Raw genomic sequence first — 12,451 nt, forward strand, 5'->3', positions numbered from 1 at the left:
TATTTTTTAAAGCTGTACGCGGGCAAGCCCTTCCGCAGCCTCTTTATAATCCTTCCGTATATTGAGCGCCCGTTGAAAGGCCTCCCGTGCGCTTCGTTTATCCCCTGCTTGTTCCCGGGCAAGACCGAGCCGGTACCACCACAGCGAATTGGATGGTTCCAAATGTACCGCCGCAGAGTAAGCGATGTCGGCTTTTTGGTAGCGCTTTGTTAAGCGGTAAATGTCGCCGGTATAAAAATAGGCAACGCTTGCCCGCTCTCCGGTAGGCGCCATGTCGATATAGCGTTCCATTTGACGGAGCGATTCTTTATAATCATTGAGATAAAAGTGAGCTTCGCCTAATGTTTCGATTATGCGTACATCTGATGCAATTTTGAGCGCTTCGTTGCAGGCAGCTACCGTTTCGCGGTATCTATGAAGGCGGAACAGCGACCACGTATAGACGGTGTAGGAGTCCATATTGCGCGGGTTTTGGCGGAGTTCGGCAAGACAGACACTGACTGCCGCTGTGTATGATGCTTTTGCTTCCTCCGCTCGTCCTGCGCTGTCCAAGCTGCGGCCGGTACGGTATAATTTCAGCGCATCCGCCTTTTCTTGTGCATAGATTACTCCCGATACACACGCTAATACCGTAAGGATTACCAAAGCGCGTTTTATAAAACTATACATTTTCTGTTGTATGTTCATTTTATCAACCTCTCTTTCGTAGGGATTGAAAAGCCTCTAAAAATCAATATTTTTAGAGGCTTGTAATTACATTCCTAGAATGCCGGAACAACCTCACCGTTAGGATATTTTTCCATAATATACTTACGTACTTTATCGCTTTGCAGCGCTTTTATCAATGCTTTGATGCGCGGGTCGTTCTCGTTTCCCTGTTTAACCGAAATGACGTTTGCATAGGGAGAATCTTTTCCTTCAACAAGCAAGCCGTCCTTTGCGGCGGAAAGCCCCGCAGGAATAGCATAGTTTCCGTTGATGACGGCGCCTTCAACATCTGCAAGCACGCGTGGAAGTGTGGCCGCTTCAATTTCCTTAAACTGTAAGCTGTAGGGATTTTTGGTAATATCTTGCGGAGTAGCCGCTAAGCCTGCATCCCCGCGCAAGGTGATAATATGAGCGGATTCAAGCAATAGAAGCGCACGGGCTTCGTTTGTCGGATCATTCGGGATGGCAATGGTATCGCCGCTTTTAAATTCTGAGAGGTTTCCGTATTTTTTTGAATACAGCGCAAGCGGCTCAATATGAACGGTTCCTACACTAACCAGATGGTAGCCGTGTTCTTTGTTGAAGCTGTCCATATAGGGAACATGCTGGAAAAAGTTTGCGAATTGTTCGCCCGTTTCAACCGCATCGTTGGGGGTTACATAGTCGGTAAACTCGGTAACCTTGAGCGTAATATTTTCCTTTGCAAGGTCCTCCGTTACAAGCTCTAAGAGCGCTTTATGAGGTTCCGGACTTGCAGCGACAGTCAAAATATTTTGGCTGTTTTCTTTTTTTGCACAGGAAATCGATAAACTTGCGCAAAAAACTGCACCAAACAGGAATGTAAGTAGTTTTTTCATGGGCAAATCTCCTTTCAATTGGAATGACCGGTAGATTACTATATATCTTTAAGCTCTGTCTAGGGCGATAGAAAGTTAAGCAGTAAAAACTGCTGTTGTTAAAAAGAGCTGTGCAAAGAGAGAAAAATGTTGCAGAAACCCGATATTTCGATTATCATCTATAATATAAATATAAACTCAATTATAACCGAATGTGTTAAGTATTGGAGGAAAACGATGACAATAGATACGCTCAAGCATGTAAAAGCACGTCAATGGGTTGATGAGGTGGCGGCGTTGTGTACGCCGGATAGCGTCTATGTGTGTGACGGTTCGGCAGCCGAGTACGACCGGTTGATGAAAAAATTGGTTGATGTAAAACTGGCAACGCCCGTAAAAAAACGAAAGAACAGTTTTTTATTCCGCTCGGATCCTTCCGATGTTGCGCGTGTGGAAAGCAGAACATTTATCGCTTCAAAAAAAGAAGAGGATGCCGGCCCCACAAATCACTGGACTGACCCCGTTGAACTCAAAAAAACGATGAGCGCTCTGTATAAAGGGTGCATGAAAGGGCGAACCCTCTATGTTATCCCCTTTTCGATGGGACCCGTCGGCTCCGATATTGCAAAAATCGGTATCGAAATTACCGACTCCGAATACGTTGTCTGCAATATGTATATTATGACACGGGTCGGCACAAAGGTACTCGATGCGCTTGGTTCCGACGGCGCATTTGTTCCCTGCCTGCACTCGGTCGGAAAGCCGCTTGAAGCGGGCAAAACCGATAACGGCGTATGGCCCTGCGCTCCGCTGGAACACAAATATATTTCTCACTTTCCGGAAGAGCGGCTGGTCTGGTCGTATGGCTCCGGTTACGGCGGGAATGCCTTGTTGGGTAAAAAATGCTTTGCACTGCGTATCGCTTCCGTGCTGGCGCGGGATGAAGGCTGGCTTGCCGAGCACATGCTCATCTTAAAAATAACCAATCCCGAAGGAAAATCAAAGTATATTACCGGAGCCTTCCCCTCCGCATGCGGTAAAACGAACCTCGCAATGCTTATTCCCACCATCCCCGGATGGAAGGTTGAAACCGTTGGAGACGACATTGCATGGATGAAGTTCGGCAAGGACGGTCGCCTGTATGCCATTAACCCCGAAGCGGGCTTTTTCGGCGTAGCGCCGGGCACTTCCGACCAATCCAACAAGAACGCAATGGAATCGATAAAAGAAAATACCATCTTTACCAACTGCGCCTTGACGGAAGACGGCGATATATGGTGGGAGCAGATCGGATACCCTGCGAAGGGCAAGCTCGTGGACTGGAAGGGTAACACCCGCGATGCGCTCCCGACGGATAAAAGCCCGAAAGGCGAAGAATTTGCGCATCCGAATGCCCGTTTTACCGCGCCTGCCAAGCAATGTCCGGCGATTGCAAACGAATGGGAAGACCCCAAAGGAGTGCCGATTTCCGCATTCTTGTTCGGCGGCCGTCGCCCCAGCACCATTCCGCTGGTACATCAATCCCGCGATTGGAACCACGGCGTATTCCTCGGATCCATTGTCGGTTCCGAAATTACCGCCGCAGCGCTCGATTTAAAAGTCGGCAGTATCCGCCGCGATCCGTTCGCCATGCTCCCCTTCTGCGGGTACAACATGGGCGACTACTTCCAACACTGGATCAACATCGGTAAAAAATCGACGGCGGACAAATTGCCCAAGATTTTCTACGTCAACTGGTTCCGCAAAGATTCTGACGGCAACTTTATCTGGCCCGGCTACGGAGAAAACAGCCGCGTGCTCGCATGGATATTCGACCGCTGCGACGGCAAAGACAATGCCGTAGAAACCGCTATCGGTTGGATGCCTAAAGACGGTGCGATCAATACCGAAGGACTGAACGTGTCGAAGGAACAGATGAAGGAAATCCTTTCGGTAGATGCTGAAGGCTGGAAGAAAGAAATTGCGGATATCCGCGAAAATCACTATCCTAAATTCGGCAATAAACTGCCCAAAGAGCTTACCGAAGCACTGAATACGCTGGAAAAACGGCTCGGCTAATCGTACCTATTTTGTAAAACTGCCGCACAAAGGAGGAACCGCGATGCAAATTTTTGATACTCATGCTCATATCGGATTGCTGTATGACGATCCTCTTGCGCAGTTACGCGCTATTCAAGAAGCAAAACGGGCTTCCGTTGTCAGGATTCTCAGTATTTGCAATAGCCTGCATGATTTCTATTCGGTATATGAAACGCTCAAAACCGATCAGTCGGTGTACCATGCCATCGGCGTGTCTCCGTCGGAGGTAACGGCTCCGGGTAAAGATTGGGCTGTTCAAGTTGAAAAAGGCCTTCAATTGCCCGGCGTTATTGCCGTCGGGGAAACCGGACTCGATTACTACAAAAAGTACGGGGATCAGCGCTCGCAGATTGAGCTGTTTATTACGCAGTTGGAGATAGCGGCAAAAGCGAAAAAGCCGGTCGTTATCCATAACCGGAATGCGGGAAAGGATGTGTTGAATATCCTGTCCGATCGGATACCCGAAGCAGGCGGTATTTTGCATTGCTATTCCGAAGATGCCGAATTTGCGCAGCTCGCGCTTAAACTACCGCTCTATTTCTCGTTTGCGGGTAATCTGACATATCGGAATGCCCGTAACTTGCACGAAACGGTACGTGTGCTGCCGCTTGACCGCATATTGGTTGAGTCCGAAAGTCCGTTTATACCGCCTGCGCCGTACCGGAAGGAGCGTAATATGCCGGCAAATACCGTTGCTACGGTTGAGTTTATGGCGAGGCTTTTAAAGATGGACATGGAAACTTTAGCGGCTCAACTGTGGAAGAACAGCTGTAAAGCATTCAACTTGCCGGAATGAACGAATTGAGTGCAATAGAAACCTGCGGAACCGAAAGCGGGCTGTATCGGCCGGTATCGATAGGGAGTGTAACACTTCCCGGAAATATTTTTTTAGCGCCGGTTGCGGGGTATTCCGACAGGAGTTTTCGGTCTATTTGTGTTGATTGGGGCGCGGATTTTACCTATACTGAAATGGTCTCGTCGGAGGCATACGTCCGCAATTCGGTAAAAACGGAAAAGCTTATCGCCCGTACGCATAACGAGCGGCGGTATGCGGTACAGATATTCGGCGCCAATCCCGACTTCATGGCGGAAACGGCGGTGCGCATCATTGAACGGTATCACCCCGAGTGTATCGATATTAACGCCGGCTGCCCTATGCCGAAAATCACTAAAACGGGGGCCGGCTCTGCATTGATGCGGAAGCCGGAAAAGCTCTACGCGGTGGTTAAAGCGGTTACGGAGGCAGTCGGCAAAACGGAAGCGGTGAAGCGTACCGCCGTCCCCGTAACGGTAAAGATACGCTCCGGATGGTCGCAAGCCGAGCTTACTTGGAAGGAAGCCGCCGCGGCAGCCGTTGATGCAGGCGCCGTTGCGTTGACCATTCATCCCCGTACCTGTGCGCAGTGCTACAGCGGAACAGCAGATTGGGATATTTTGGCGCAGCTGGTTCAGATGATGCGGGGTCGTATTCCCGTATTCGGTTCAGGCGATTTGTTCAGTCCGCAGGCTGCGTACGATATGCTTTCTTCGACTAAATGTGCAGGCGTCATGTTTGCGCGCGGAGCTATGGGCAATCCTTTCATCTTTCGGCAAACACGAGAATTGTTACAAACCGGTACCTATTCCAAAATAACGCCCGCGGATAAAATCGGGACGGCAAAAAAAGAACTCATGCTGCTGTGCGAAGAAGTAGGGGAGCATGTAGCCTGCCGCGAGATGCGTAAGCGGTTTGCCGCTTATACCAAGGGAATTGCAGGAGGCGCAAAACTCCGTGAGCAGCTGGTGCAGGCAAGTTCCATACAAGACTATGAAAGGATTTTAGAGAACTACTTTGTAAGCGGTGCAGCCGCAGACCGATAAATAAGGTAAGGACTGGTATGTTTGATTTTATCAATGCAATCATTACGGCAATCAAAGATTTTTTTGAAGGACTCTTTTTTTCCTCATCGCCGGAGTATCAAAAAAAACGGCAGCTTAAAGGCTATGCAGCAGAACTCAAAAAACTCAATCCGCCGTTATACCATAGCGGTAAAATACTGCTTCCGGCGTTCGGTTCGCTGTTGTATCAGCTGTACCATTTTTTGCAGCCGGTTAAAGCTATTCTGGACAAGACGGTTAATTCCCCTGATATACGTGCGGCCGAAAAATATCAAGCGCTTTTTTTTGAAGCGATCCTGTCGGAAGAGCAGGTAAAACAGCATCGAAGTTTTACCTTTCAAGCGCGGAGCCTCATTTTATCAAAGTGTAAAAACTATCAGGAAACGGAACACACATTGCAAGAACAAATACACAGTTTTAAAAACTTTGTCCGCCTTTTTCATACACCTGCGTTTAAAACACGCGAACAAGAATTGATCAAACTCTTTTTTCTTTCTGATCTGTGCGATTTTGACTACGCATCTTTCCTCAGTCAATTTAACAATAACTTGCAGCTCAATGCAGCAGCACCGTCATCGATTTCTCAGGATAATTTTGAAGAAGTATTTGCCGGTGATGTAATAAAGAATTTGCTGGATTTCCAATTTATCGTACGGCATGTTGCTATTACACAGACGACGATCAACGACGTTATTTTTCTGGCGCGGAGTTTGGGAAATTTTACCGATGAAACAGGCGCAAAACTGGAAAAAACGCTGAATACGGTCGAAAATCTTCTTGCAAATCAGCTGAAGAGAACAACAATACCGATAATGTTGAAATTGATTAAGGAAGATCCCAATTTTAAAGAAAAAATAACCGTTTCCGAATCAAAACCTCTGCAGGAATATATTGATCGGAGCAGCGAAAAGTTTCAAGCGGATTCAAAACGCCTTTTAAAAATCTCCAAAGAAAACAATATTACCGGATTAATAGAAAAATGTTTTGGTAGCGCTCAGTTGAAACCGTTGGATGGATATAATGATGTAGTCAATGATGCGATTCAAAATCTTTCCCCTATTTCTTTTGATTGGGTGAGACCGATGCAATTGTTAAAAGCGTTTACTGAAATGTATTTTGAAACGCACTACAAAACTTTTTTAAAATCGCTGCTGATTGAAGGTTTTTTTGTGAACAAACAGATTGAAGGACAATATGCGGCAATTTATCGTTCCTGCGAAATGCTGTTAGGTAAAATAAATAATTTTGAACAGCTTTTTAAACCGAAAGGTCAATGCAATCTCCTTGAGATTCAAGGCTATATTGCAGAGATTGAAAAAGGTAAAGATATGAAAAAACAGCTGCAGAAAATCGTTGATATTGCAAATATGCAGGCAAAGGCTATCGTTCAAACCGGAAGCAAAGCATATTCCGATCTGTATATTTTTACCGAGCACCTACTGGAGGATATAAAAGCTCCCACTTCCGAACTGATTACAAACATAAAAGCGCTTGCCGTTAGCTCTAAAAATAAAGAATCCTTCACCCGGTTGGAACAGGATCGACACATCTTTGCCATGTTCCTCGAAATAATGAAAAACTATGCAGTATTCGGTTCCATCGAAAAAGGAAAACCCACTGCGCCTATTCCTGCTGCCGTACCGAGCACGGAGCCTACGGTAAAACCTGCGCAGAAGTAGTGTTGCGCCGATAAAAATGAGGAAATTATCAAGCTTGTTATGATATTCAAAACCGCGATATTCCATAAGATATCTTTTTTTTCCTTTTTGCTCTGCGCCGCTTCTTTCTTATATGCTGACAGCTATTCCGGTTCGGGAACAAGCGACGCTCTTATTATCCGTGCACCGGTATGGGTTTTCCTTGAATCTCAGCCGGGCGTCATGGATAACGACACACAGGGCACGCGGCTGCCTCCTCGGCAAGCGCTTATCGAATTATCAAAAACGGTAATGGAAGGGATGACTTACGGCTGGCGGTTTTCTTATACGCCGTTCGATAAACGGAGACGTGTTGCGGAAGAGTTTGAATTAACGTCGCTCCAGACCATCCCTTCGAATGACACCCGCTTATCCGTTACGGAGCTTCGCCCGCAATACCCATATCTATACTGTTGGGCGGAATACCGCGTTACCGATGCAATCGCTTTACACAGAACGGAGTGGATACGCATCAATTATGTTACTGCTAAAGGTTCCGGCAAGGCAGCTCGCAAGATGGAAATAGACGGAGTGCGGCAGGCTTATCGGGACGCGGCGCTTGCCGCCGTTCGGGGGTATCTAAGAAAAAATATTAAAAACAAGCCCAAGTCCGTCAGCGGAGAAATGCTGATAAAAGATAACCCGCGGCTTTATGTTTCGGGCGGAAAGTTCACGGCTGAACTGACCGTCTATTTGTATGTTAAGGAAGTTATTCCCTACGAAGTCTTCTGAAACGCAATTATTATTACTGCTTGACCTTTCATTATTTTACTTATATCATAAAAAAATACGTTAGAGGGTTAGAAGCTTAATAATCCTTGAGTTTTGATAAGTAAGGTGATTCGAATGAAAAAGTTAAAGATACCTGCAGTGCCGTCAATCAGAAGATTGCCGTCCTATTTACATATAGTAAAACAAGCTCAAGCGGATGGATTTCCGTATATTTCCGGTACCGTTATTGCTGAAGAGTTGCACCTTGAGCCCATTCAAGTGCGTAAGGATTTGGCTATTACCGGTATTATCGGTAAGCCGAAAAAGGGCTATCCGGTTGATGAACTCATTGCCGCTATCGAACATTTTCTCCGTTGGGATACGTTGCAAAGGGCCATTCTTATCGGAGCGGGGAACCTTGGAACCGCGCTTACCGGATATCAGGGATTTAGAGACCACGGATTAGAAATTTGCGCGGCTTTCGATAGTGACAAAAAAAAGATCGGCAAAAAAATTCATGGTATTCCGATTTTCGCAATGAATGAATTGGCGGAACAGATTAACGCTTTGCATCCTGCGTTGGCAATTTTGACAGCGCCGTCGCCCAGTGCACAAGATATTGCCGACCAACTGGTAGCAGCGGGAATTGATGCAATCTGGAATTTTACAAATGTAAAAATTAAAGTGCCTGATCACGTGCTCGTTCAGCGGGAAGATCTTACCTCAGGCTATGCGCTTTTAGGCGTTATGATGAATACCCGTATTCAGCAGGCGAGCGAATAACAATCGCCTTATTCTAAATACGGGGCTTTAAGAAATACAAGTGTTAAATCCTCGTAGTAAAACCGCTATGAATCCTTCCGAATATTCTCGACAGGCGGCGCTTTTTTATAACCGCCTTGTAAAACGATATAAACATTTAAAAAAATATGCACGGCGATTGGGCATCTTTGCCTATCGGCTGTATGATAAAGACATCCCCGAAATTCCCGTTGCCGTCGATCTCTATATTGAAGATACAACCGGAGCGTTGTTCGCTGTGCTTACCGAATATGAACGGTCTCCGTATAATAATGATAGCAATAAAGAAGGGAAAACGACCGCTTCTCTTTCGGAGTTGACGGAAGCGGTATGCGATGCTTTGCAAATTCCTGCAGCGCAAGTATACGAAAAATGCCGGAAGCGGCAGCGAGGTGAAGCTCAATATGAAAAGATTGCCGACAGCGGCAAGCGGATCATTATGCGGGAAGGTAAGTGCCGGTTCTTGGTCAATCTATCCGATTACCTCGATACCGGTTTGTTCCTTGATCATCGACCGGCTCGGCTTGCAATTGCCGAAAGCGCCGCCGGTAAGTCGGTGCTGAATCTCTTCTGCTATACTGCTTCTTTTTCCGTTCATGCGCTGGTAAACGGAGCGCGGCGGGTTTGTTCGGTTGACTTGTCGAAAAACTATTTGCAATGGGCGGCAGAAAATGCTCAGCTGAACGGCGTCGCTGATTCTGAGCGCTGTCGGTTTGTGCAAAGCGATGTCCGCCTCTTTCTGGAGCAGTCCGCAAAACGGAAAGAGCGCTGGGATATTATCATCTGCGACCCGCCGACATTTTCCAATTCAAAGCGGGCGCCTCAATTCTTCGATGTGAACCGGCATTGGCAGGATTTAATCCGCAGCTGCTGTAAGGTATTGTCGGCGGACGGCGTTTTATACTTTTCGACCAATTCACGAACACTGCGTTTTAACACAGCGGCGCTTTCGGATAATCAACTCGGCAGTACGGGAGAGAATAAGTTTGTTTATCATAATACGCTCTTTACCGTGCGGGACATCAGCGCACAGTCGATACCGGAAGATTTTCGCAATAAAAGGATTCATCGCCTTTGGAAGATAAACCGTAGTACAACCTTTTGAAAATATCCATACCGTCTACGGCGCATCGTCAAAACTATACATCCGTGTATAGTTTTGACTGCGAGGGGATGTCGAAAAAGTAACCAACTTTTGAGACATCCCCATCGCGTCTCTGACAGGATGTCAGTGGTTCTATATAGTATCGAGTTTTTTTGGACAGCCTTGCGCGGTATTAAAATTTCTCCCATAAGAATGGGATAGGCTTTCCGGAAGACTTCTCAGAAACGGTAAGTTTATCTCTTTCAATGCGATACTGATATGTATGCGCTTCTTTGGCTCTTTTAAGGCAAGCATCTACATCCTTTTTTATGGATGATTTTAGTTCTGCTATAAATTCTGTAAGCGGAGTGTTTTCGGGTAACCCCAGCTCTTTGTATATGCTATTTTGCCCTAATTTTAATGCTTTCTTAATCAATTCACTCTGTTCTTTCGGAGCTTTTTTCAAAAACTCTTCATAAGACATATCTTTATAAGACATATCTGAAGAAAGCGGAAGTTTAACAAAGACCTCAAATATATCTTTATTTGTAATGGACCCTGGGACAAATTGCCGGTGGATAGCTTGGATATCTTTCAACGTAACTAAATCTTTTTGCTGTAATTCAAGGATGGGCAGCCACATATTAGGCATTGTCTCTTTTTCTGTGAAAACAAGTTTCGCAACTTCTTCAGGTGTTATAAGGTTATTATTTTGATAACTCAGACGTTCAAGTGTTGCCGTTATAGTTTTGGCATTGCCATCAATGTTCACGTGGTATACGGCAGCAGGTTCACCGTTACTATGACGCAATGTCAGCTTATCGCCTTCAAATTCATAAGTTCCGCCGTCATTACCTATTGTAAATCTCTTCCGAGCATTTATTGTAACCGTCTTCTTTTGCTCTGCCGTTTTACTGCCACCGTTTTTTTTCAGTGTTGCAGTTAATTCTAGCGTCCGGTAAACCAAATCCCATGTCTCAATATGTCCGCTATTTTCGGAAATCTTTAGTATGCTGTCGTTAGGAGATACCCATGTAAGTTTATACCCGGCAGGAGACTGAGGCAGCGAAATATCGGTATCTATTGCAGTCGGTAGCGTGTTGACAATGTCGTTTAAAACATCCTGAATATTTGGCTCGTTGTTTTTAGGATAGACGGTTACCGTAACGGTTTTTGTGGCTTGGACTCTTCCTTTTTTTGCGGTTGCAGTCAATGTTACTGTCTTTGTTTCCGTTTCATGCGGTTTAACCGTACCAGCCGGAACTGCGATAATGTCTGTCGGTTCTGCTTTCCATTCGATATCAACCTCAACTTCAATAAAAGAATTGGCGCTCTTCTCAATAGAAACCGTTTCTTTAATGGGTAGCGTAATAGAGGACATATCTTTCGTCACCACTGGAGAAATCTGTTTTATCACTCGTTCTGCGGCACGGCTTACCGCTTCTTGATTTGTTCCGCGCACGGTGACGGGGAAAGACTTTGGTGCGCAAACGGCGCCGCTTGTAATGGTTGCCGTCAATGTTACCGGAGTGTCCTCTTCGGGGCGGGTAATGGAACCTTCCTGTACTTTGATTATGGCTTCATTGCTTGACTCCCAGCTGATCTGAGTGCGGTGCAGTCCATGCAGCGGAAGATTTAGCTGATTAGAAGTTATGCTATCTGCAGTATCGCCATTTGGAAAATAGAGTTTTAAACTCTCTGCTGCTTTCTCAACCTTTTCTTGATCCGTTATGGTAGGTTTAAACTTCACTTTTACCGTTATGTCAGCGGTAATTTTTACTCTTGCTGTTCGGCTTCCTGCAGCGCCGGTACCTTTTTCAAAGACGTCGCCGTCGATGCTCCACCTATCAACGGTATAGTCGAAAAAAGGCGATGCGGTAAATTCAACGGTTTTCCCTTGTTCCACTTTGTTGCCGGTAAAGGCTGCCCCGTCAAGCGTTGCGCTCAGCCTGCCGTTCCCGCCGTCTACGTCAAACGTTACGGTGTGCTTGGGCGGCAGTGTTTCTGAATGTTTGAAGGTTACTTTCACCGTTGTATCTGTGGTAATTGTTACTGTTGCGCTTAAACTTCCTGCAGTACCGCCTGTTTTTAGCGCAGTGTTTGGAGAAACTGTCCATGTTTCTACCTCATAGCCGGAGGCTGTCGTTGCGGTAAAGGTAAGCTCAGTGTTCTTATCTACCATGCCGCTGTCAGGCATGGCAGGTGTTACCGTTACATTACCCCCGGCGGTCTTTTCGAGTGTTACTTTGTACTGCACAACCGGCGTTTTGCTTTCGTTGCCGACATTCTGATTACAACCGAAAATCATTACCGCTGCAATGAGCGCAATACAGATAGAGAACATCCTCATAAAAGGACGTACACATTTCTTTGCATCATCATGATTCATAGGATTTTCCTTATTTTGATAATTTTATATACGGACGATGGGGATGCCTCAAAAAGCGGTTAGTTTTTGGACAGCCCCATACTTCATTATGAGGTACTCTTGAAAATCTGCCGACCAAGCTCTTGCTATGAGCAAATAGGGATAGTGCGGAAAAATGACGGCATTGCAGCCGGTCGCCGCTTGAAAAAACGGTAAACGAGCGCTGGTATATGGAATTGTTTTTTGCAGAAGTATGTTTTTTGAGCGCACAGGGAAGCGGCGTAGAATA

10 protein-coding genes are annotated in these 12,451 nt (G+C 46.0%); 7 read left to right on the forward strand and 3 right to left on the reverse strand.

Features of this window, described 5'->3' with window-relative positions:
• Positions 1-6 precede the first annotated feature (6 nt).
• Both HGH47_RS00210 and HGH47_RS00215 read right to left on the reverse strand, forming a co-directional pair.
• On the reverse strand, positions 7-669 hold the full coding sequence (locus HGH47_RS00210) for a tetratricopeptide repeat protein (RefSeq protein ID WP_371922046.1): 663 nt from the start codon (positions 667-669) through the stop codon (positions 7-9).
• 92 nt (positions 670-761) lie between these two features.
• Entirely contained in the window at positions 762-1,565 is an 804-nt protein-coding gene (locus tag HGH47_RS00215) for a MetQ/NlpA family ABC transporter substrate-binding protein (protein ID WP_253675493.1), read from the reverse strand.
• Between the two features lie 216 nt (positions 1,566-1,781).
• On the opposite strand from HGH47_RS00215, the gene HGH47_RS00220 reads away from it, so the two are divergent.
• The 7 genes from HGH47_RS00220 to HGH47_RS00250 all read left to right on the forward strand — a co-directional run bounded on the left by HGH47_RS00220 (position 1,782) and on the right by HGH47_RS00250 (position 9,815).
• Positions 1,782-3,602, forward strand: a complete 1,821-nt coding sequence (locus tag HGH47_RS00220) for a phosphoenolpyruvate carboxykinase (GTP) (RefSeq protein WP_212566598.1) — start codon at positions 1,782-1,784, stop codon at positions 3,600-3,602.
• A 43-nt stretch (positions 3,603-3,645) separates the two neighbouring features.
• Positions 3,646-4,419, forward strand: coding sequence for a TatD family hydrolase (locus HGH47_RS00225; protein ID WP_212565268.1), 774 nt, complete (start codon positions 3,646-3,648; stop codon positions 4,417-4,419).
• Positions 4,416-5,483 carry a tRNA dihydrouridine synthase DusB gene (gene dusB, locus HGH47_RS00230; protein ID WP_432909565.1) on the forward strand — a complete coding sequence of 356 codons (1,068 nt, stop codon included), beginning with the start codon at positions 4,416-4,418 and terminating at the stop codon, positions 5,481-5,483. Before HGH47_RS00225 ends, dusB begins: the two co-directional genes overlap by 4 nt.
• 17 nt (positions 5,484-5,500) lie before the next feature.
• Positions 5,501-7,180: a DUF5312 family protein gene (locus HGH47_RS00235; protein ID WP_212565267.1), complete on the forward strand. Its 1,680-nt coding sequence runs from the start codon at positions 5,501-5,503 to the stop codon at positions 7,178-7,180.
• A gap of 39 nt (positions 7,181-7,219) precedes the next feature.
• Positions 7,220-7,930 (forward strand): hypothetical protein, encoded by a 711-nt coding sequence (locus tag HGH47_RS00240; RefSeq protein WP_212565266.1) that lies wholly within the window; start codon positions 7,220-7,222, stop codon positions 7,928-7,930.
• 114 nt (positions 7,931-8,044) lie between these two features.
• The gene (locus HGH47_RS00245) at positions 8,045-8,692 is read left to right on the forward strand and encodes a redox-sensing transcriptional repressor Rex (RefSeq protein WP_212565265.1); all 648 of its coding nucleotides are present in this window, start codon (positions 8,045-8,047) and stop codon (positions 8,690-8,692) included.
• 67 nt (positions 8,693-8,759) lie between these two features.
• Positions 8,760-9,815: a class I SAM-dependent methyltransferase gene (locus HGH47_RS00250; protein ID WP_212565264.1), complete on the forward strand. Its 1,056-nt coding sequence runs from the start codon at positions 8,760-8,762 to the stop codon at positions 9,813-9,815.
• 172 nt (positions 9,816-9,987) lie between these two features.
• On the opposite strand, the gene HGH47_RS00255 is transcribed toward HGH47_RS00250, so the two are convergent.
• Positions 9,988-12,183: an immunoglobulin-like domain-containing protein gene (locus tag HGH47_RS00255; protein ID WP_212565263.1), complete on the reverse strand. Its 2,196-nt coding sequence runs from the start codon at positions 12,181-12,183 to the stop codon at positions 9,988-9,990.
• Positions 12,184-12,451 lie beyond the last annotated feature (268 nt).

Source organism: Treponema sp. OMZ 805, from assembly GCF_050937395.1.
Classification (GTDB): domain Bacteria; phylum Spirochaetota; class Spirochaetia; order Treponematales; family Treponemataceae; genus Treponema.